Source organism: Parapedobacter sp. ISTM3, assembly GCF_016533505.1.
Taxonomy (GTDB): domain Bacteria; phylum Bacteroidota; class Bacteroidia; order Sphingobacteriales; family Sphingobacteriaceae; genus Parapedobacter; species Parapedobacter luteus.
In genome coordinates, this window is sequence record NZ_JAENGN010000008.1 from 146845 (window position 1) to 169919 (window position 23075).

At 48.2% G+C, this 23075-nt stretch carries 15 protein-coding genes; 7 read left to right on the plus strand and 8 right to left on the minus strand.

Translation table 11 applies throughout. From position 1 onward, the window contains the following. Positions 1-85: 85 nt before the first annotated feature. Both JHJ32_RS12775 and JHJ32_RS12780 read right to left on the minus strand, forming a co-directional pair. A complete protein-coding gene (locus JHJ32_RS12775) occupies positions 86-3100 on the minus strand; it encodes a TAT-variant-translocated molybdopterin oxidoreductase (protein ID WP_079717582.1) in 3015 nt (1004 codons plus the stop codon). Positions 3101-3145: 45 nt separating this feature from the next. Next, positions 3146-4438, minus strand: a complete 1293-nt coding sequence (locus JHJ32_RS12780) for a c-type cytochrome (RefSeq protein WP_079717581.1) — start codon at positions 4436-4438, stop codon at positions 3146-3148. Between the two features lie 410 nt (positions 4439-4848). Between JHJ32_RS12780 and JHJ32_RS12785 the strand changes: the two genes are divergently transcribed. Then, entirely contained in the window at positions 4849-5349 is a 501-nt protein-coding gene (locus JHJ32_RS12785; RefSeq protein WP_200121207.1) for a methionine-R-sulfoxide reductase, read from the plus strand. Here JHJ32_RS12785 and JHJ32_RS12790 read toward each other — a convergent pair. After that, complete coding sequence (locus JHJ32_RS12790; protein ID WP_079717579.1) at positions 5306-6325, minus strand: LacI family DNA-binding transcriptional regulator; 1020 nt, start codon at positions 6323-6325, stop codon at positions 5306-5308. The two genes, JHJ32_RS12785 and JHJ32_RS12790, sit on opposite strands and share 44 nt — an antisense overlap. A 208-nt stretch (positions 6326-6533) precedes the next feature. Between JHJ32_RS12790 and JHJ32_RS12795 the strand changes: the two genes are divergently transcribed. After that, positions 6534-8783, plus strand: a complete 2250-nt coding sequence (locus JHJ32_RS12795; protein ID WP_200121208.1) for a GH92 family glycosyl hydrolase — start codon at positions 6534-6536, stop codon at positions 8781-8783. A 106-nt stretch (positions 8784-8889) separates the two neighbouring features. Here JHJ32_RS12795 and pnp read toward each other — a convergent pair whose 3' ends face one another. The 3 genes from pnp to JHJ32_RS12810 all read right to left on the minus strand — a co-directional run bounded on the left by pnp (position 8890) and on the right by JHJ32_RS12810 (position 12337). Then, complete coding sequence (gene pnp / locus JHJ32_RS12800; RefSeq protein ID WP_200121257.1) at positions 8890-11028, minus strand: polyribonucleotide nucleotidyltransferase; 2139 nt, start codon at positions 11026-11028, stop codon at positions 8890-8892. Positions 11029-11196: 168 nt separating this feature from the next. Then, positions 11197-11475 (minus strand): 30S ribosomal protein S15, encoded by a 279-nt coding sequence (gene rpsO / locus JHJ32_RS12805; protein WP_079717577.1) that lies wholly within the window; start codon positions 11473-11475, stop codon positions 11197-11199. A gap of 58 nt (positions 11476-11533) precedes the next feature. Next, on the minus strand, positions 11534-12337 hold the full coding sequence (locus JHJ32_RS12810; protein ID WP_200121209.1) for a class I SAM-dependent methyltransferase: 804 nt from the start codon (positions 12335-12337) through the stop codon (positions 11534-11536). 298 nt (positions 12338-12635) lie between these two features. Here JHJ32_RS12810 and JHJ32_RS12815 point away from each other — a divergent pair, with 298 nt between their 5' ends. Further along, positions 12636-13847, plus strand: a complete 1212-nt coding sequence (locus JHJ32_RS12815; protein ID WP_079717575.1) for an ROK family transcriptional regulator — start codon at positions 12636-12638, stop codon at positions 13845-13847. Positions 13848-14354: 507 nt separating this feature from the next. Here JHJ32_RS12815 and JHJ32_RS12820 read toward each other — a convergent pair. Further along, positions 14355-16136 carry an aminopeptidase P family protein gene (locus JHJ32_RS12820; protein WP_200121210.1) on the minus strand — a complete coding sequence of 594 codons (1782 nt, stop codon included), beginning with the start codon at positions 16134-16136 and terminating at the stop codon, positions 14355-14357. A 115-nt stretch (positions 16137-16251) separates the two neighbouring features. Here JHJ32_RS12820 and JHJ32_RS12825 point away from each other — a divergent pair, with 115 nt between their 5' ends. Further along, positions 16252-16968, plus strand: a complete 717-nt coding sequence (locus tag JHJ32_RS12825) for a hypothetical protein (RefSeq protein WP_176146215.1) — start codon at positions 16252-16254, stop codon at positions 16966-16968. A gap of 20 nt (positions 16969-16988) precedes the next feature. Here JHJ32_RS12825 and JHJ32_RS12830 read toward each other — a convergent pair whose 3' ends face one another. Next, positions 16989-18569, minus strand: coding sequence for a GH3 auxin-responsive promoter family protein (locus JHJ32_RS12830; protein ID WP_233632641.1), 1581 nt, complete (start codon positions 18567-18569; stop codon positions 16989-16991). A 98-nt stretch (positions 18570-18667) separates the two neighbouring features. On the opposite strand from JHJ32_RS12830, the gene dacB reads away from it, so the two are divergent. The 3 genes from dacB (at position 18668) to ruvA (ending at position 23060) form a co-directional block, all read left to right on the plus strand. Further along, the gene (gene dacB / locus JHJ32_RS12835) at positions 18668-20086 is read left to right on the plus strand and encodes a D-alanyl-D-alanine carboxypeptidase/D-alanyl-D-alanine-endopeptidase (protein WP_200121211.1); all 1419 of its coding nucleotides are present in this window, start codon (positions 18668-18670) and stop codon (positions 20084-20086) included. A 94-nt stretch (positions 20087-20180) separates the two neighbouring features. Then, positions 20181-22469 carry an NADP-dependent malic enzyme gene (locus tag JHJ32_RS12840; RefSeq protein WP_200121212.1) on the plus strand — a complete coding sequence of 763 codons (2289 nt, stop codon included), beginning with the start codon at positions 20181-20183 and terminating at the stop codon, positions 22467-22469. 9 nt (positions 22470-22478) lie between these two features. Then, the gene (gene ruvA, locus JHJ32_RS12845; RefSeq protein WP_079717571.1) at positions 22479-23060 is read left to right on the plus strand and encodes a Holliday junction branch migration protein RuvA; all 582 of its coding nucleotides are present in this window, start codon (positions 22479-22481) and stop codon (positions 23058-23060) included. The last annotated feature ends 15 nt before the right edge of the window (positions 23061-23075 follow it).

The following is a 23075-nucleotide window of genomic DNA, read 5'->3' on the forward strand; positions in this document are numbered from 1 at the left end:
ATTATCTTTTCTCATTTGGCCTTATGGAACCTGCTATGACACTTGCCTGTTGCGAAAGGCGCTGTCATGGCCGGTTTCAAAATGATTAAGCCTCATACGTATTTCTTACCTTCGTCATGTAGCCGATGCCGGGTTGCACATTGATCTCCTCCAGCACATAGTAAACCCGCTCGTTTCTCAATGCTTTCGAAACTTCCGAATTGGGATCATTGGCATCACCGAAAATAATGGCATTTGCTGAACATGCTGAAGAACAAGCCAACTTGATGTCACCATCCCGCAACTGCCGTTTTTCCATTTTGGCCTTCAGCTTGCCTGCTTGGATACGCTGGATACACATCGAGCATTTTTCCATCACCCCACGTGAGCGGGAAACAACATCCGGATTCAACACCAATTGGGTAAACTCATTATTCAGGTAATTGTCAAACCGAGAATCGTTCCAGTAGTTGAACCAGTTGAAACGGCGTACTTTGTACGGGCAGTTGTTTGCGCAGTAACGCGTACCGAAACAACGGTTGTATGCCATGTGGTTTAACCCCTCTGAAGAGTGCATGGTGGCAATTACCGGGCAGACCGTCTCACAAGGAGCGTGTTCACAGTGCTGGCACATCATCGGTTGGTGCACCACCGACACATTTTCCATGTCATCCAAATCGCGGATATCATCCTCCTTGGTATACGACTTACCATCCTGCTCGATAGCGTAGTAGCGGTCTATACGCAACCAGTGCATTTCGCGGCGGCGGCGCACTTCATCGCGCCCTACTACCGGGATATTGTTTTCGATATTACAAGCGACAATACACGAACCGCACCCTGTACATGCGTTGAGGTCGATAGCCATCACCCATTTATGACCGGGCTGTTCGTATTTATCCCACAAATCATAGGTTTTGTGCTTATCCGTCCATCTTCCGGCATTATGGCCTGGATTTTCCTTGTACTGAGTGAAGGTGGTTTCCCGGATAACGTTCCGGCCCTCGATCGTGTGATGCGTCTGCGTCTGAGCTAATTCATAGGTTCCGCGGGCTTTGGTCAGCTTAGCTGTTGTGTTAAAATGCAGCGTACCATTTACTAGCTTCGCAAAAGGATAGGCATTTTGCCCTACATTATTTCCTGCTTTACCGGCTTTGGTGCGCCCATACCCCACAGCGATGGAAACGGTACCCATTGCCTGACCAGGTTGCATCAGCACGGGCAATGTCACCTTATAACCGTTTTCTCCTTCTACGGTCACCAAGCTGTTTTCGCCCAATCCTAATGATTCGGCGAATTTAGGATTGATGGCGGCATAGTTGTCCCACGTCACTTTGGATACCGGATCGGGCAATTCCTGCAGGTAGGCGTTATTTGCCTGTTTACCGTCTTTAAGCGCAACGCTTTGATATAATTGTACTTCTATATCTTTTGCTAACGCTTTACTGTTGGTCGCGATGGTATTAGCCACCGCGGCAAGTGATGCCGTATCGACGTTGTAAGTCGATGCAGGCTGGTCACCTTTATGCTCAAAACCAGTCTGCAAAACGTCTTTCCAAGACTTACTGCTGCCCGCTAAGATATTCTGCTCCCAATTGTTCCTGACAAAGGTATAATATTCAGTCTTTTCGCCTGCCCATAGTAAGAGGCTTTGTTCGGCTTGGCGTGTGTTGTATACCGGATTGATCGTAGGCTGCACGATCGTATAATAACCGCCGCGCGGGTTTGCATCGCCCCAAGACTCCAAGAAATTATGGTTTGGTGCAATGGCATCCGATTCGGAAGCTGTTTCATCTTCGCGGTCGGCAAACGACAATTTGAATTTAATCTTGGCAAGCGCTTCTTTTACGGCACCGGCATTCGGATAATCGTATAACGGATTACTATCTAAAAAGAACACCACATCCACGTCACCCCGATTTGCTTCGGCCAAAAATGCGGCAAAAGCCTCATCATCGCCCTTATACTGATAGGACGGGTTATCAAGATCAATCGTGCTGCCATAACTTTGCAACGCCACGTTGATGGCATTGGTCAGCGTTTGTATTGCTACGTCGTTTGATCCTGCAACCACGACGGCGCGGCCGCGTGCCTGCAGAAGCTCTTGGGCCACCAGTTTTAATGCCGTTTGGGCCTTTTGGTTTGTGCTCAACGCACCCGGTAAATTGCCACCGGTAATGACGTTATAAAGTGCGATCAGCAAGGGGCCTTCCTCTGAAGGCTTGATAGCGACACGCACGTCTGCATTGGTACCGGTAAGACTCATACCGCCTTCAAACTGAATATGGCGGGACATTCTGCCGTTTTGCAAACTCTTGTAATCCCGGTTGGAAACATATTGTTGCGTATGTTCTTCCCCACTTAACCAAGTACCGAGAAAATCAGCAGCCACACTAACAATCACATCTGCATTGTCAAAGCGGTAATGAGGCACCACAGCCTTTCCAAAACTACGTTGATTGGCTTTTATAATACCACTATACGATACAGCATCCACTTCCACTAACCGGGCGGTGGGATACCTGTCGGTAAACCGAGCCACCGTTGCTAGGGTTGACGGGCTATTTATTGTTGATGATATGATACGAATTTGCTTACCGGCTGCACTGGCAGCATCCAATGCCGTAACCACATGGGTATCCAATTCGTCCCAAGAAATATCTGCTCCATTGAACTTAGGCCCTTTTAGCTTGGACATATCATATAAATCCAATACCGAAGCCTGTGCCGAAGCATCCGTGCCGCAGTTGAGTCCAACTGCTGCGGGGTTCGCTTCGAGTAAGATAGGCCGTCCTTCCCGCGTCCTTACCAACACGCTCTGCCCCTTGAAGCTGGAAGCATAGAAGTTGGGAATTCCGGGGGTTATCTCCTCGGGTTTTATCAGATAGGGAACGGCTTTATGTACGGGTGTACGTTCGCAAGCGGCCAACGTAACGGCCCCCAGTCCAAATCCCAATGCCTTCAGAAAATCGCGACGGGGAGTTTTTGTGCTTAAGCCAGCTTCATTCAATACGTCTTCTACAGGAACCGGTTCGGCAAATTCACCTTTGCTTTTCGACACGAAAGCCGGCGTCTGATGCAATTCTTCCAAACCTTTCCAATATTTCTTGTTGCTATCCATTTAAGCTATATCTAAGATTGCGTATGTCTAAATATGTATCTATTATTAATAATGGCATTTGCCACATTCCAAGCCGCCCAGCATTGCTGCAGTCACCTTTTCACCTTTTTTCAATTTTTCATGTGCGGCAATCAACTGATCATAGTAGGCGTTGCCTTCATGATTAACTTCAGTCTCTTGGTGACAATTCACACACCACTTCATGGTAAGTGGAGAATATTGGTATACCTCCTCCATCGTTTCAATCGGGCCATGGCATGTTTGGCACTCAACACCGGCTACCACCACGTGTTGCGAGTGATTGAAATAAGCAAAATCAGGCAGGTTATGGATGCGCACCCATTCGATGGGACGTTGGTTGGGGCCATATTCCATCGTTTCTGGGTTATAATCCAATGCGCGGTATATCTTGGCAATTTCCGGAGACAACTCACCATCGTATTTGTCACTTGCTGTTATGGCTTTATGACAGTTCATACACACATTTGCCGATGGAATGGAAGCATTCTTTGATTTATAGGCACCGCCATGGCAGTATTGGCATTCAATCTGGTTGACGCCTGCATGCAATTGGTGCGAAAATTTAATAGGCTGTACCGGCTGGTAACCTTCATGTACACCGACGTTCCACAGTGTTTTCCAGCCAGCGGATCCAAGAAAAACAATCAGCATAAGTACGGCAAAAAATACCAGCTTCTTATTCTTGGCCAGCTTCTTTAGCTTGCCAACGTAATCCGTTTTTGGCCCTTCAACCAAGGCAGGCTCAGGAATCAAATCTTTATTGCTTGCAATGACACGCTCCAGTGTACGGATAACCTTGTTGAGGACTAAAATGACTACAAACGCCAAGATTACTACCGCTACTAACCCGATGATCATGAAGCTGCTGGCATCACCACTTGCCGCTGCACCACCTGCACCACCGCCCGAAGCGCCTCCGCCTGCAGCATCGGAAGCCGCTTTCTTTTCCTCTTCAGACGTAATGTAGACAAGAATACTCTTTATCTGGTCTTCAGAAAGCTGAGGGAAGGCGGTCATAGCCGCCGAAGGATACTGCGCATCCAACTCCAATGCGATGGGATCGCCTGCCGCAATCATCGAAGGTGCATTGTGGATCCATTTCAACAACCAAGCCTCGTCACGCCGCTCATTCACTCCAGCCAACTCTGGGCCCAAAAACTTACCAAATACCTTGTGACAAGAAGAACAATTGGCCTTGAAAATCGTCTCGCCTTCCTTTGCATCCTGAGCCTGCAATGACGAAACCGAAAACAACAACACCAACGCAACGGATATCGGCTTGGCAATTCTTTCAAAAACTAATGAGATATTTCTCATATTGAGCACTTTATACAGATTATGATGAATGTAAAAATTTGGGTTATCTGAATCAATGGAACTACACCCTCTTAATAATGCCACAAAAGTATAACTTATTGGCGTATCGGTGACAATTGGATGACCGAATTTAATAATTTATAATCGTTCTAAATTGCCTAAAATAGGCGATTAAAGGACATATAGCGTATTTTGGTAGAACTTTCGAGTAGCTACTGAGCATAAGAACAATTTTATGAATTTTGTTTTTTTATTATAATTTTTTATACTCTTCTACGGGTGTACGGCGGACACCTTGCTGGCGATATGGCGTTGGAAATTTAACAAACGATTATGAAAACCTTTTGTTATAAATTATGTATATTCGCATGGGTGGATAAGTTAATTATCCCAAGAAAGTGAATGACGTGATGCGCTATATTTGGCTTGTTTTGACATCTTCGTTCTTTTATATTGCATGTGGGCAAACCGTTGCGCAACGGGATATCGAGCACCGGTCCAATCAATCCAAGGATACTTCAATTAAAAATAAAATGGATACCGCGAAATATAACGAACTGACGCCTGAGGAAGAATATGTCATCATCCACAAAGGTACCGAACGGCCGTTTACCGGAGAGTTGCTGCACAACAAAACCGAGGGAATTTACGCATGCAAACGCTGTGATGCCCCCTTGTACCGGTCGGCGGACAAATTTGAATCGCATTGCGGTTGGCCGAGTTTCGATGATGAAATCGAGGGTGCCGTAAAACGCCTACCTGATGCAGACGGAAGGCGCACGGAGATCATATGCGCAAACTGCGGCGGGCATTTAGGCCATGTCTTTCTCGGCGAACGTTTTACCGCAAAAAATACGCGTCATTGCGTCAACTCGTTGTCGATGAAATTCGTCCCCGCGAAGACTCCCTGACGATCAGCTCCGACGGCAATACGATCTGCTTCACCTCTTTGATTTTTCCGTCAAGTTGATTGAGCAGCACATTGATTAATTCGTCTGCAATCGCTTCAATCGGCTGCGAAACGGCCGTAATCGTGGGCGTAAACAACTTGAAGAGCGTATGATCGTCATAGGATACAACCCCCGGTAAGGGGGTTTGATAGTGCTTCAGGGCTTTCAGCCCGGTAATCGCCAGATAATTGGTGGCAAAAAAGATAGCATCCGGCTGCTGGTCCTGCAAAAATGCGTGAAAATCACGAACGGTCGTCTCTTCATCATCCCCCATATTGACTTTCTTGACGTAAGGTTGCAGCTTGTAGGAATCAATTGCCCGCATATAGCCATTCATCCGATCCTGCATCTGCGTCTGGGAAGAATATAACGTAACCAGCGCAATACGCCGATAACCTTGCTGTGCAAGATGGGCTGTCGCGTCATATGCCCCTCTTACATTATCGGAGACGACATAATTGGTTGCCAGACCGGGAATATACCGATCGAACAAGACCAAAGGAAGCTGGCTGTTAATCAACGATTGAATGGTATCGTCGACCCCTTCAGAGGGCGTAATGATGTAACCATCCACATGGCGATCCCTAAAAAGCTGAATCAGTTCGATTGTTTTATCCGGCTGGTTATCCGTACTGCAATAAATAATCCGATACCCCTTGCTATAAGCCCTGGTTTCGATAAGGCGAGCGATGTTTGCAAAGAAAGGATTTGAGATATCTTCAATAACAAGGCCGATGATTTTTGTCTTACCCGTCCGTAGGCTTTTGGCTAATTCATTGGGTTTATACCCGACTTTCTGTACATGCGCTAACACCCGTTTGGTCAGCCCTTCGCTGATGCGCTTCTCTTTTGCTTTGCCGTTAAGGATAAAAGATACGGTCGTAACCGACACGCCTAAATCTTTTGCAATGTCGCTGATAAGTATTTTTTTCTTCATAATAACTATTCGCTCCAGGCTGTAAGCTGTGGGCTATATGCTGTGTAGGTATTAAAAGTTTTAGCAAAAAAGCTTAATGTTTAGCTTCCGGACAAACGTATGGAATTTTTAATGAAGAATACAAAATAATTTATAAAAATAGTTCCTGTTTTAGAATAAAAAATTAGCTTTACAGCGAATTAAAATGGTAATTTTTTCTGAAACAGACATGCTAAGGCGTTTAAGCACTTCGCTACTATTTGCGACGATAAGTACCCTGTCATGGGCTCAGGACTCTTTAATCTCTTACGTCGATCCGTTTATCGGCACCGGTGGCCATGGACACACCTTTCCGGGAGCGGCCGTTCCCTTTGGGATGGTGCAATTAAGTCCGGATAATGGCCGGAGCGGTTGGGACTGGTGCAGTGGATATCATTACAGCGACAGCTTAATAGCAGGCTTCAGCCATATGCATTTAAGCGGTACGGGCATCGGCGATTGGCTGGACATATCGGTGATGCCATTGGAAGCACCACTTGATGACACCACAAAGGGCGTGAAGGTACCTTTCAGCCATGACAACGAGCGGGCTTCTCCGGGGTATTACCAGGTAACGCTGGACAATGGTATCCAAGCCGAGCTTACCGCGTCGGAGCGCATTGGCTACCACCGGTATACGTATCCTCAAATTGACACTCCGGTGGTACGTTTTGATCTTGCATTTCGCCAAAATTGGGATACGCCGACCGAAACCCACATCAGCATCCTGAACGACAGCACATTGGTCGGCTACCGTTATTCTACTGGCTGGGCCAAAATCCAACGCGTGTATTTTGCTGCAAGAACCTCAGCCCCATTCGTCAAAACTATCCTCCATGACGGACAATCGGCTTCAACCATGACCGATATGGCCGAAACCTATGAGCGAGGCAAAGGCGTATCCGCTCAACTCCTTTTTGACGGAAGCCGGCATAAAACGATTGAATTGAAAGTTGCCCTATCGATGACCGGTTATGAGAAGGCCCTAAATGAATTGAATCTTGCTAAAAAAGACCGGTTCAACGCCGCGCGCCAGGCCGCCAAAGACAAATGGGAAGCCGAACTGCAAAAAATCAAAATCCGTTCGGAAAGCGACGAGCTGAAACGCGTCTTTTACACGGCGTTATACCATACGGCCCTGTCGCCAACGTTGTATGCTGACGCTGACGGCGAATACCGAAATGCACATGGTGATATCCATACGATGCCCAACGGTGCCAGTCGTTATACGCTTTTTTCACTTTGGGATACGTTTCGTGCATTAAAACCGCTGTTCACGCTGACGCAACCCGATAAATACACGGACATGCTTAATAGCATGCTTGCTTTCCATGACGAAAATGGGTTGCTCCCTGTGTGGGATCTCAGTACTTGGGAAACGAACACCATGACCGGATATCATGCCATCCCCGTGTTGGCCGATGCGATCCTCAAAGACTGGCCGGGGCTGGATGCCGAACGGGCGTATCAGGCCATGCTGAAAAGTGCTCATCAGGCTATTCGCGGCGTGCCGGATTACATAGCATACGGCTATCTACCACAAGACAAAGCCGGAGGAAGCGTGACCATCACGCTGGAATATGCATTTGACGATTGGTGCATTGCCCAAGTTGCCAAAAAGCTTGGCAAAACAGCAGATTATGCCACATTCATGAACCGTGCTAAATCGTATGCCAATCTCTTCGATAAACAGACCGGCTTTATGCGCGCCAAAAACAGCGACGGACTATTTATCGAACCGTTCGATCCGTTTTGGTCTGAGCATGACTTTGACAAAAGCCAATACATCGAAGGCAACGCTTGGCAGCACTCGTTTTTTGTACCTCACGATGTACGCGGATTGGCCAATCTATACGGCGGCAACGAAGGGCTGAGTGCCAAATTGGACGAATTATTTTCAGCTCCTTCGGAGATGCACGGAGATAACATCTCACCTGATGCAAGTGGCTTTATCGGCCAGTATGCACATGGCAATGAACCAAGCCACCACATCGCTTATATGTACAGCTATATCGGCGAACCCTGGAAAACACAAGACCGCGTACGCCAAATTGTGGACTCGATGTACCATGACGGCCCTGACGGCTATGCAGGCAATGAAGATGCCGGACAGATGAGTGCGTGGGCTGTATGGAGCATTGCGGGGCTCTACCCTGCCAACCCCGCCAGCGGGGAGTATGTATTTGGCAGTCCTATCGCCGATGAGACCATCTTCACCTTACCAAACGGCAAACAGTTCACAATACGTGCACTCGACAATAGCGAGAAAAACAGCTATATCCAATCAGCCACACTGAATGGCAAGCCCTACGAAAACATTTATTTACGACATCAAGATATGCTCAATGGGGGCGAATTGGTCTTCAAAATGGGCCCAAAGCCAAGCAAACGTTTTGGCCGCAAGCCTGAGACGTGGCCCGGCGCGACGGGTGATCGGTAATGGGTGGCCGGGGGTTGGCACTCGGTGAACAGTGAACCAAAGCAAAAAGCCGGATATGCTTGTGCATATCCGGCTTTTTATATGAAAAGGATGAAGCGCTGATCCCTTATGCTTCTTTCTTTTCAGGTTTTGGCAATAGTGCTTTGCGCGAAAGCTTCAACTTGCCCTGTTTATCGATATCCAGCAGTTTGACAGTGACCATATCGCCTACATTGAAGATGCCGTCCATCGTTTCAAACCGCTTCCAGTCGATTTCCGAAATATGGAGCAACCCGTCTTTCCCTGGCAAAATCTCGATAAACGCACCAAACGGCATGATAGATTTTACCTTTCCCTCATAGATTTCGCCTACTTCGGGCTTAGCAGCGATGGCCTTGATTCGGCGCACAGCATCATCGATGGAGGCTTTGTTTTCAGCAAACACCTGTACCACTCCTTTATTATCGATCTCCTCGATCGCAATGGTGGCCCCGGTTTCACGCTGCATCTCCTGAATGATTTTTCCACCTGGCCCAATAACAGCGCCAATAAACTCCTTATCGATGGTAAAGCTGACGATGCGCGGCGCATGCGGCTTGTAGTCGGCACGGGGTGCGGCAAGCGTTTTCTCCATTTCGTTCAGAATATGCAGCCGGGCTTCCTTCGCCTGCTCCAATGCTTGGATGAGCACTTCCCATTTCAGCCCATGAATCTTTAAGTCCATCTGGCAACCTACAATACCTCTGGCCGTGCCCGTCACTTTAAAGTCCATATCACCTAAATGATCTTCATCTCCCAGGATATCACTTAGGATAGCGTATTTGCCGGTCTTTTCATCGGTAATCAGCCCCATGGCGATGCCCGAGACGGGAGCCTTGATTTTGACCCCGGCGTCCATAAGCGCCAACGTACCGGCACATACGGTAGCCATGGACGATGAGCCGTTTGACTCCAGAATATCAGACACGACACGAATTGTATAAGGGTTCTCATCGCCGGTGGGCAATACCTGCTTCAATGAACGCATGGCCAAGTTGCCATGCCCTACTTCGCGACGGCCTGGCCCCCGGTTAGGACGCACTTCTCCGGTTGAGAACGCCGGAAAATTGTAATGCAAAATGAACTTATTGTACCCATGAATAAAGGCCCCGTCAATCAACTGCTCGTCGTCCTTGGCACCCAATGTTACCGAAGTAAGCGACTGGGTCTCGCCGCGCGTAAAGATGGCCGATCCATGGGCAGCTGGGAGATAATCCACCTCGCTCCATATAGGACGTACTGTGCGTACATCACGGCCGTCAAGGCGAATACCTTCGTCCAATATCAGGTTGCGCACCGCCTCATATTGAACATCGTGATAATATTTTTTAATCAGAAACGCGGTTTCTTCATCGATTTCCTCTTCACCGAAAGCCGTTTCGATGAAGGCCTCTCCAATTTGTTTGAACTGTTCGCTGCGCTCATGCTTAGCTGACGCGGATTTCGCTACGGCATATACGTTGTCGTAGGTAGCTGCAAAAATCTGTTCGCGCAGTTCAGGGTTACTCGGCTCGTGGTTGTACTCACGCTTAACGGTTTTCCCCACTTTCTCGGCAAGCTCTACCTGTGCCTGCACTTGTTTCTGGATGGCCTTATGTGCAAACTCGATAGCCTCCACCATTTCAGCCTCAGATATCTCCTTTGCTTCTCCTTCAACCATCACAATGTCATTCGCGGAACCTGCAACGATAAATTCAAGTGTGGCCCGGTCCAATTCGCTCAACAGCGGGTTGATCACCAATTGGCCATCAATCTTAGCCACCCGCACTTCAGAAATAGGGCCGTTAAACGGTATATCCGATACCGCGATTGCCGCTGAAGCGGCCAATCCGGCCAATGCGTCCGGCATGATATCCTTATCCGCCGATATCAGCGAAATCATCACTTGGGTATCCGCGTGATAATCTTCCGGGAACAAAGGCCGCAGGGCCCGATCCACCAATCTGGAAATAAGAATTTCATAATCCGACAAGCGTGCCTCGCGACGTAAAAAACCACCGGGAATGCGCCCGGTAGCGGCATACTTTTCCTGATAATCTACCGAAAGCGGCAAGAAATCAGTTCCAGGTTTGGCTTCCTGTGCGGAAACCACGGTAGCAAGCAGCATGGTTTTCCCTTGCTTAACGACCACAGAACCATCGGCCTGTTTGGCCAATTTTCCAGTTGAAATCTCGATTTGGCGATCTCCGCCCATATCGATTGTTGTTTTGATTTCGTTGTAACTCATTTGTTGTTTCCATTCGATGTGCCGTTCGTCTTTTAGAAGCACATCACTTTATATATTAGACCTTTTAATTTTGCACAAACTTAGCTAAAATGCGCAGTATTCACGAATAAAAAAAAGCCATCTCCATATCGTGTATGGGATGGCTTCATAGAAAATTTTACCTGAAAGCTATTTGATAATATCACGCAAGCCCAGTGCTTTGATAATGGACCGGTAACGTTCGATATCCTTGTTGTAAAGGTATTTCAACAAAGAACGGCGTTTACCTACCAGCTTTTGCAAAGAACGTTGGGTAGCAAAGTCTTTCCTGTTCGTTTTCAAATGCTCTGTCAAATGAGCAATCCGTTTGGTGAATAAAGCCACCTGGCCTTCGGCAGAACCTGTGTTGGTTGCACCTCCGGCAAATTCAGCGAAAATATCCGCTTTGTACTCTTTACTTAAATACATTACTTGAATAATATTAAAGCGTTAAAAAATATAGGCTGCAAAGGTACGTTATTTTTGATTAGGCTCCAAATGTTTTTGGCAGCGCACCCGTATTATCAACGGTCGGTAATTTACCAATATATAACCGGCTTTTATAGGACAGCCGAACCTCGCCCCCCTCTTGATAGGCGTTGAATAGCCCAGCCAGCGCGTCCAGCATTTCACCGACTACCGGTGATTTTTCATCGGGCATGTATGAATAGGAAAGCGTGCGTCCTTGTAATTGTTCAAAGGTCAAACGATCGGTATGGACAAATTCCTGGTATGTCGGCACCTCGGGCGCAAAGAACGCCAACACGTCCGGCGGCCCCATTTTGCGTTGGCTGACCTGCAGATAATCCACGGAATAGTGATGAATAAGCGCTTCGTACTCCGCCTCAAACTTGCTTTCTGAATTGCGGGTATTCCAGACTATCGCGATATAGGTACCATCCTTGCCAATACGTAAAAACTCTATCTTGGTCTTTCTCAAGTCGAACCAATGGAAGGCCTGCGCTGCCACAATGAGATCCACGGACCCGGCGTTTAGCCCTGTTGATTCGGCGGAGCCATCAACAAATACGCAATTATCAAATGCCGCCAGTCGCCGACGCGCGAATCGGCGCATGAACGAGTTGGGCTCCACCACATAAATAGGATTGCCCCAAACCGCTATCTGTTCGGTAAATATCCCTGTACCCGCCGCGATATCCGCGATGGTATGTGTGGCTGCTAACCCGATATGGTCACGCAGAAAACCGACCAGTTCGGCCGGATAGTTCGGTCTAAACCTGTCGTAGTTTTGTGCCCTGCTAGAAAATCGATCGATACTGTTCCGTGCCATAGCGATTACCTGTGTAAAAATAACTGAATTTCCTTAAATTAACCGATTCGGCACCGTTTAATTCACTAAATTTGCCTAGTTCATTCTTATGAAACCTTCAATTTGTTACCCACTGATTCAGCTGCTTACAGCAGCGCCGGTTACACCGACTGCTTGCAACCTGTATGCTATCGCGTCACTGACGGCCTATTTACTCAAACCCTTCAAATTATGGCCTAGATTTTTTCAGGATGACTGGAGAGTCGCTTCGCATTGATAAAGGGAATTATGGCATCAGCATCAAATTATAGGCGATCACATGAATAACAAATCCGTGAAGGAAAAACGAGAGAAACCGCTTCGAACGTCCATCTTAAAATTGCTCTATTACCGAGGGGCGCTTTCGTTAGCGGAGCTGAGCACCTATACGCAAAAAAGCATACCGATTGTTACCAATGCGATTGCCAGCCTGGCAAAGGAAGGAATCGTTATTGAAAGCGGATTGGCCCCATCAACGGGCGGACGGCGAGCAGTGAAATACCGGCTCAACAAGAAAACGAAGAAATACATCGTTGCCGTAGCAATGGACCAATTTATCACCCGTATCGCGCTATATAATTTGCTAAACGAAACCGTGTACCCCCAAGCGACGTTGTCCCTGCCTTTGCGTGACAACCCTAACGCTTTCCAGCAGTTGTGCTTCGCCATCGAACGGTATATCAATGCCTCTGATATAAAAAGAGCGCACCTGATCGGGATAGGTATCGGCATGCCTGGCTTCATCGATGTCGAAAACGGGATAAATGCCACTTTCCTCACCGATGATGGTGAGTTCGGGTTGCGCGACAGGCTTAGCCAGCGGTTGGGGATGCCCGTTTTTATCGAAAACGATTCGAGCACCATCGCCATTGCAGAATTACATTTCGGGGCTGCCAAAGACATGGAAGACGTCATGGTCGTCAATATCGGATGGGGCATTGGCCTAGGCATGATCGTCAAGGGCAGTTTATTCCGCGGCCATAACGGGTATGCCGGAGAATTCAGCCACATACCCTTGTCCCAAACCAATAAGATTTGCTCCTGTGGTAAACGGGGGTGCCTCGAAGTTGACGCTTCCCTCTTGGTTGCTGTTGAGAAAGCAAAAGAGGCGCTCGCTGAAGGGACTTCATCCCGATTGGCTACGCTTTTTGAAGACCGCACCAAAACTGAGGGCGACCACCTTATCGACGCAGCACGCAGCGGCGACCAACTCGCGGTATCATCGCTGTCTGACGCCGCTTTTATGATCGGTAAAGGAGTAGCCACACTTATCCATATCATGAATCCCGAACGAGTTGTTCTGAGCGGCAGAGGTGCAGCTGCGGGTAAGATCTTACTCGATCCGGTTCAACGCGCCATCAACGAGCTCTGCATTCCAAAACTGGTGGAGCATACGGATGTAGTGGTATCACAGTTTGGCTATGAAGCAGAACTGCTGGGCGCGGCAAGCCTTGTAATCGAAAATGGGCACTTAGAAACGCCGCAACAATAGCTTAGTGACAGCCCCCCATATAAATAAGTGATCCGCTATAGTAGACCAATGCATTGGCACGGCTAGTAGCCGGATTCCTGAAATCACACCCTAGGCAGAGCCGAACAACCAAACGTAAACTTCATAAAAAATCAAAAGAAAATACTTTTTAAATTTTTTTATTAAGTCACCTAAAACATCAGGTTTACAGACAACATACAATTATAAAAATTTGATACTGACACGTTTAATCAAACAATTTAACATTTTTTAACGATAAATATTTAATTTTTGTCGTATGTTTGTCTCAACGGTCAACCGATAAAGAGAGGTTTCCCATCACAGACCCTGAAATTTCAGCACATCCTTGATGGAAACCATGTGCGATACAAGAAATCGATATTTTTGATACGAGATAGACCGGCAATTTATCATTAATTTGGTCGGTCGATAAGGATTTTGGTTTGTTTTAATAGGTAGGAAGACGCCGATTACCGCCCTGGTAATCGGCCTTCCATTTTTAAGCCCCTACGAGATCGCTGCTGTCTTTCCGGCCAGCCAATGTCGCGTTTCTTGATCTAAGTAAGGAGCGAGTTTCTCGTACACCGTTTTGTGATAGGCATTCAACCAGTCAATGTGTTTAGCGTCAAGTAATGACCTATCAATAAGGCGGGTATCGATGTAGCAATATGACAACGTTTCAAAGGCCATAAACGACCCGAATGCGGTGTCTGTATGATCAACGCTCAATACGAGGTTCTCAATGCGAATGCCGTATGATCCTTCGCGGTATAAGCCCGGCTCGATAGACGTGATCATTCCCCGTTCAACGGGCACATCGATAGCGGCCCCGTTGAACGTATGCGGCCCCTCATGTACATTGAGGAAAAAACCGACTCCGTGTCCTGTACCATGCCCATAATTGCGCAAGTGGTCCCAAAGTGGTTTACGCGTGATGGCGTCGATTTGATAGCCACGGACGCCTGCAGGGAAGACCGCTGTACTTCCCTCAATCATTCCTTTGAGCACCAAGGTATAGTCTGCTCGCTCAGCTGCCGTGATATTACCTAACGATATTACCCGGGTAATATCGGTGGTCCCGGTACGGTATTGGCCACCGGAGTCGACCAACAATAATCCATCTGGCCGCAATACACTGTCGCTCGCTGGATTAGCCTTGTAATGAGGTAATGCACCATGTGCCTTGTACCCGGCTATTGTATCAAAACTTTCGCCCACGAACCCATCTTGCTCCGCACGAAACTGACGGAGTTGCTCAGCTAACGAGATTTCGGTGATGGAGCCACCATCGATAGCCTCTTCAAGCCATTTGAAAAACTTTGTGAGCGCCACGCCATCCTTAATCATCGTTTGCCGGGTGTGCGCGATTTCTACATCATTTTTTACAGCCTTAAAACGCGTGGTAGGATTCGTTTGTTCGACAACAAAAGCCGTTGCCGGAATCATGTTGTAAAGGGCAAAGCATGTACGCCTGGGGTCTAACAGCATAACACTGTCTTTACTTAAACCGCGTAACGCATCGGCGGCATGCCCATAGTCATCCACGGCCACTCCTGATGCTGCTAACGATGCCCGGTCGGTATCTGTCAGCTTTCGGCCATCGACAAATAGCGTGGCTGTATCGGCTGTCACAAGAGCAAACGCCAACACCACCGGATTACAGGCTACATCACTGCCTCGGATATTAAAAAGCCAAGCAATATCATCAAGAGACGAGATAAAATGGGTTCCTACACGGTGCCGTTCCATTTCGTCACGTAATCGTTGAAGTTTCGCCGAGGTCGATTCGCCAGTAATGGCTGCATCCAACAGATATGCCGGAGCACTTGGTAACGCCGGCCGGTCTGCCCATAGCGGGGTAAGCAGATCCATATTCGAGCGCACCTCCATCCCTCCGGATAGCAGCTTGTCCTGCACCGTTTTAGCCAACGATACCGATGTCAGCATGCCATCAAATGCCACCACAGCGCCGGCGGGAAGGTGCCCGGCCAGCCAGTCGGCATATTCAGGGGCATGCTGTACTTTAAGCCTCATCAACTCATATCCGCTGCCCGCCAGCTGCTCACTGGCTTGTACAAAATACCTGGAGTCCGTCCACAGCCCGGCAAACGCGGAAGTAATCGCCAACGTACCGGCCGAGCCCGTAAAGCCTGAAGCCCAAGCCATACACTTGTAATGCTCCGGTAGATACTCACTGATGTGAGGATCAGAAGAAGGGATAATATATGCGTCGATACCTTGTGCTTTCATTAGGCCGCGGATAGCAGCCAACTTTTCATTAGGGGTCATGTTTGAACTATATTTTGAGGCACAAATTAGGAAATATTCAGCAATTACCCGAAGGATCATTTAAAGCGGGTCAGGACGCAACAAACCTTTTTGTAGCAAAACTGTTGATAATCACATGAGGTTTTTACTTTTTGCGTTACTCACACCCCATGTCGCCCAACAAGAACCACCCCTCCAAGAGCTTCTTGGCTATCGCAACAACAAGGTGATTCCAGTTGTTATCGAAAAACAGGTCTTGACCGCGTTGGCTCACTATCCGGAATTAAAAGACACACGTATCCGCTTTATTTTCACCCGGAAACTGAAAAGTTCGGTCATGGCTGCTCGTCCCGTGATTGGCTCGTTGTTTAAAAAGCGTAAAAAACGTACATATGACATCCTCATCAATCCGGTTTTTAAACTTGAACACAGCTTTGAAACCATCCGACAGATTCCGGATAGTGTCCTGATTGGTTGGATTGGCCATGAATTAGGCCATATTATGGATTATGAAGGTAGGAGCACCTGGGGCCTTATGGGCTTTGGAATTTCCTATTGGCTATCAAAAAAATATATACGTAAAGCCGAACGTGTAGCCGATTCCTTTGCCGTAAACCGCGGAATGGGTGACTACCTTTTGGCAACCAAGTCGTTCATTCTGGATCATACTGACCTGCCGCAGGCTTATAAAGACAAAATTGCCGCCTTATACCTCTCCCCTGATGACATCGTTGAACTGGTTGCCGAACTGGAAAAGGAGGATGAAGGCAAAAAGGATGAAATTCTAGCAGAAGAGGAAGAAGTGGTACGGGAAGCAGAGGCGGAGCTAAAAGAACACCCCCCTACCTCTTAGACGTTCCCTTAACTGGATGTTTAAGAGACTAACGTACTGATAAATGCTTCGAACTCGCGGAATTCTTCTTCCTTCATGACGCGGGGTATTTTGGTCTGCCCACCCATTTTCTTGGTTACTTTGCTCCATTGATAGAAATGGTCTACCGGTACGATCTCGACCTCTACGCTTTTCAGGGCCTTACTCCGTGCTACTTTATAATTTTTATTGTTTTCCGCTAATTCGCGGTCTAAAAATGAAGCGACGGCGGTGGCCTCGATAGCCTTGTTCGTTCCGAGATACCATTTGTTTACATAGCTTTCTCCGGTTCGGACAGCGGCTACGGTAAATTCCAGCACCTCCGCGTCGAACTGTTCGCCCAGCTTTTTCATGGCGGCGTTCATTTGATGTACCGAGAGCTGTTCGCCTACGACATTCAGGAAGTGCTTTGTTCTACCTGTAATGATAATTTCTGCCCTTTCGGTATCCGTGATCATCACCGTATCGCCTATCATGTACCGCCATGCTCCCGCCACTGTTGAAATCAACAGCACGTATTGTACGTTGGGCTGCGCATTTTCGAGCGTCAGTACCTCTGCGTCTTGTCGTACACATCCGTGCTCATCCATGCTTTCTTCCGTAAAAGGGACAAACTCAAAGAATACGCCGTTATCTACAATCAAAGCCATGGATTGCGTATCGGGCCGCTTCTGGGTAGCCAGATACCCTTCAGAAGCAAGATAGGTATCAATGTAGATAAGCGGCTTGGCTGTCAATGTCTCGAAACTCTTTTTATAAGGTTCAAATGCCACCCCACCTGATGTATACACCAGCAGGTTGGGCCAGATGTCATGTATGGTGTCGGCTCCGTTGTAACGAATGATCTCCTTGAGCAGCAACTCTGACCACGAAGGAATACCAGTCATGCTGCCAATATCCCACCGCGGGGCATACTTTGCAATCTTATGTACCCGATCTTCCCAGTTTGGCGTGGCCGCAATCCGTGCACCTGGTTTATAAAACTGTCTGAACCACAACGGTATATTCGCGGCACTGATACCACTGATTTCGCCTTCGAGAAATTCGCCATTAGGCGTCAATGACGTGCTGCTGCCCAGCATCATAATTTGCTTCTCAAAGAAATCGCCAGGAAGGTGAAAATTCTTTAGACTCATAATCTGTTGTATGCCGGAGCGTTTAATCGCCTCCAGCATATCGTCCGTTACAGGGATAGCTTTGCTATTGGTCGTCGTGCCACTGCTCAATGCAAAATAACGCTGCCCTCCGGGCCATGTTACATTCTGGTACCCTTCGCGTAGGTAATGCCACCATTCTGCGTATAACCTGTCATAGTCATAAATGGGTACGGCTTGCTGGAAGGCCTTGACCAGATCGGTGTCTGCAAGAATGGCTTCGAAACGATACTTTTTCCCGAATGCGGTATATTTCGCTTTTTCAAGCAAATCTCGCAGCACTTTCTGTTGCGCTTTTGCAGGCGACGGATGGCCACTGATATAACCGGTTACGTCTATTGCTCTTTTAATAATTTCACCAATGATAGCCATTGTATTTTCCTCTCTTGTGTTAGGAAACAGCTCAGCCGCCTTTTTGTTGGCTCGCATTTGGTTACCGCATATGGAGTTTTGGTTAGCAAAATGTATTGATGATCGGTCACTGGTATAATTTTTGGCTATTTTAGCCCTGTAAATAATTGCCACTGATGAAACACACATTACTTACGCTGCTTATCGCCTTTATCACGACACTTCACACCGCCGGTCAAACGCTGCCGCAAAAAATTGCCGCTGCTTTCCGTTCGTTTGAAGCCCATGAAAGTTTAGCGAATGGCGTAGCTTCGCTTACGGTCATCAATGCCAATACAGGCCAAGTGATTTTTGCAAAAAACGAAAAGCTGGGCATGGCCCCTGCGTCTACACTTAAAACCGCTACGGCTGCCGCAGCATACCAAACGCTTGGTGCTACATATACATTCGAAACAACCTTATCGTATACCGGGCAAATCGATGCCTCCGGAACATTAAAAGGCAATATTATCATCCATGGTAGTGGCGACCCTTCACTGGGTAGTGACCGTTTCCCGCAGACCTCCGATACACTGTTGCTATCGGCATGGCTGCGGGCCATTAAGGCGGCAGGCATCCGCTCCATCGATGGCCAGATCATCGCGGATGATCGGTCATATAATGGCCAAACGGCCCCTGGTGGGTGGACGTGGCAGGATATGGGTAATTACTACGGTGCGGGAGTATCTGCACTCAATTGGCGTGAAAACGCAGTGGGTGTCAATTTCATTGCCGGTACCGCTACCGGGTCGCTCACCCGTATTGCTGGCACTACCGCAGATATTTCTTACCTGCAGCTCGTCAACGAAACCACCACCGGGGGCCGGGGGACAGGCGACCATGTATATGCGTTTTCGGCCCCATATGCTTCCCGGATATACCTTCGAGGCACCTATGGCATTGACTTAAAAAAGACAATTTATATTGCCCTGCCCGATGGCGCCTACGACGCGGCCTACCAGCTGCACCGCAAATTGGAGGAAGCAGGCATCCGCCAAACCAGCACGCCGACTACCGCCCACATTTTGTTATTAGGAGGGAACAACGTGCCCAGCGGCGGTTCTATCCTGCACACCCACCGGTCGCCCACATTGGGGGAACTGGTATATTGGTTCAATCAGAAAAGCATCAACCTCTACGGTGAAGCGTTATTGAAAGCAGTTGCCGCTCGAACGGACGGCAAAATCGATACACGAGATGCCGCCGAATCGCTGCAAAAATTCTGGGCCAATAAACTGGGCATCCCTGCGGGGGAACTTCGGATAAAGGATGGCAGCGGCCTATCTCCTGAAAACCGTGTGACAACGCATGCGTTGGCCCGCATTCTGACATCGGCTAAGCAAGAACCCTGGTTTGCAAGCTTTTTTGAAAGTCTTCCTGTGTATAATGGCATGAAAATGAAAAGCGGTACCATTGGCGGCGTATTGGGCTATGTGGGCTATCAAACATCCGGAGACGGCACCCCCTTGGTGTTCGCGCTCCTGGTCAATAACTACCAGGGTACGGCCACGCCAATGCGCCAACGGATGTTTAGGCTTCTGGATGCACTTAAATGAGCCGGATATTTTCGTTCTTTTTTCTTTTCATCCTTGTTCTTCCATAAAATATTACCTTTGCACAGGATTGCTGCTGCATAAACCAAAGTAAAATATGAGCAAAACAAATCGAAAGCAAGATGCCCTGGACTACCACGCAAAAGGAAGGCCGGGTAAAATCGCCGTTGTACCAACGAAACCTACGCAATCACAACGTGATCTATCATTAGCTTATTCTCCCGGCGTAGCGGAACCCTGTCTGCGAATTGCAGAAAATAAAGAAGACGCTTATAAATACACAGCAAAAGGCAATCTGGTGGCCGTCATCAGTAACGGCACTGCCGTATTGGGGTTGGGTGATATCGGCCCCGAGGCTGGAAAGCCGGTAATGGAGGGCAAAGGATTGCTCTTTAAGATATTCGCCGACATCGACGTGTTTGACATTGAGCTCGACACCAAAGATGTGGATGAATTTATACGCATCGTCAAATGCCTCGAACCCACTTTCGGCGGTATCAACCTGGAAGACATCAAAGCCCCTGAATGCTTCGAAATAGAGCGCCGGCTTAAAGCGGAGATGAATATCCCCGTCATGCACGACGACCAACATGGCACCGCGATTATTTCAGGCGCAGCGCTTATCAACGCATGTGCCTTGCAGAAAAAGAAACTCGAAAAAATAAAAATTGTAGTCAACGGTGCTGGTGCAGCTGCTATTTCGTGTACACGCATGTACGTGGCGCTGGGTGCCCGCAAGGAAAATATCGTAATGCTCGACAGTAAGGGCTGTATCCGCCAAGATCGCCCAAACCTGGATGTCACGAAAGCTGAGTTTGCCACCTCACAAAGCATTGATACGCTGGAAGAAGCCCTGAAAGGCGCCGATGTATTCATCGGCCTGTCGGTTGCTGACGTAGTGACGCCGGAAATGCTCAAAAGCATGGCTAAAAATCCCATCGTATTTGCCATGGCAAATCCTGACCCTGAAATCGCCTATCCCCTTGCCATAGAGACACGCAAGGATGTCATCATGGCCACGGGCCGTTCCGACTATCCGAATCAGGTAAATAATGTCCTTGGATTTCCCTATATTTTCCGGGGCGCATTGGATGTACGGGCAACGATCATCAACGAGGAAATGAAAGTCGCAGCGGTAAAGGCTATCGCCGAATTGGCTAAAAAACCGGTTCCGGAGGCAGTAAACCAAGCATACAATACGCAAAATCTGAAGTTCGGGCCGGAGTACATCATTCCCAAGCCCACCGATCCCCGATTGATTACCGAGGTGGCGCCGGCCGTCGCAAAGGCGGCCATCGACTCCGGCGTGGCACGGAATCCAATAGCCGACTGGGACAAATATGCCGAAGAATTACGCCAACGCTTAGGCCAGGATGATCGCATCATGCGCAACCTCAGTGAAGCCGCTAAGCGCAACCCCAAGCGAGTGGTGTTTGCGGAGGCCGACAACTATAAGACGCTCCGCGCTGCCCAGATTGTAAAAGATGAGGGGATTGCGATTCCCATCTTGTTGGGCAACAGGCAGAAAATCCAGCAGCTAATCAATGAAAACCTCTTGGAACTGGGCGATGTGGTCATTATCGACCCATTGGAGGAGAAAGGTAACCCACGATTCCTTAAATATGTGGATTTTCTATACACGAAACGTCAGCGTAGGGGCATCTCTTACCTCGATGCGCAGAAGCTCATGCTGGATCGGAATTATTTTGGCGCCAGCATGGTACAATTCGGAGAGGCTGACACCCTCATATCCGGACTTACTAAAAACTATGCGAATACGATAAGGCCTGCGTTACACGTCATTGGCACGCAGCCGGATAGCAAGATTGCGGGAATGTATATGATGCTAACACCCAAGGGCCCTGTATTCTTCGGGGATACCACCATCAATGCGAACCCTTCGGCGGAAGAACTGGTAGACATCACGCTGCTCCTTCATGACGCCGTCAAAAAGATGAATATATCGCCACGCATCGCCCTGCTCTCCTATTCCAACTTCGGTTCGAATGATGGAGATGTGCCAATCAAGGTAAGGGAAGCGGTACGCATCCTCCATGAACGGCATCCGGACATCTTGGTTGATGGCGAAATGCAGGCCAACTTTGCGATGAACAGCGACCTGCTTGCTTCCAATTTCCCGTTCAGTAATTTGAAGGGAAGCCCAGCTAATACCTTGGTATTTCCGAACCTGGAATCCGGCAACATCGCGTATAAGTTACTGCAGGAAATTGGCAATGCGGAGGCTGTGGGCCCCATTTTGCTGGGCATGAACAAGCCCGTGCATGTATTACAATTGGATAGCTCTGTACGCGAAATTGTCAATATGGTGACCATCGCGGTGGTTGATGTGCAGTCTCGCGAACCCGTCACTCTGAAAAAGAAATAGCATGCAATCATGTACGAATACCTAAACGGGAAATTAGCTTACAAAGCGCCTACGCACGTGATACTCGATGTAGGCGGAATCGGGTATCACGTGCACATATCCCTACATACGTACGCGCAAATCAAAGATAGCGAACAGTGCAAATTGTATATCAGTTTTCAGGTACGCGAAGATGCACACACCCTTTTTGGATTTGCCGAAGAGGGTGAACGGCGGCTGTTTGAGCATCTTATCTCGGTGTCAGGTATAGGCCCCAATACGGGTCGGATGATTCTTTCGTCCATTACTCCGGAAGAGATTCAGGCGGCCATCATCCAAGGCAACGTGCCATTGATTCAACGTATTAAGGGAATTGGACCAAAAACGGCCCAACGTATGGTGCTGGAACTGCAGGACAAACTTAAAAAGCAGGGGCCGGACGCGCTGATAGCAACGTATAAACAACAGAGCATACCCGAAGAAGCGCTCAGCGCGTTAGTCATGCTCGGATTTGTACGTGCGCAAGCTGAAAAGGTATTGGCAAACATTTTGCGGGGAGCCCCCGGCCTGACGGTAGAAGCACTTATCAAAGAAGCGCTTAAAAAACTATAAGGAATTTTACATAAA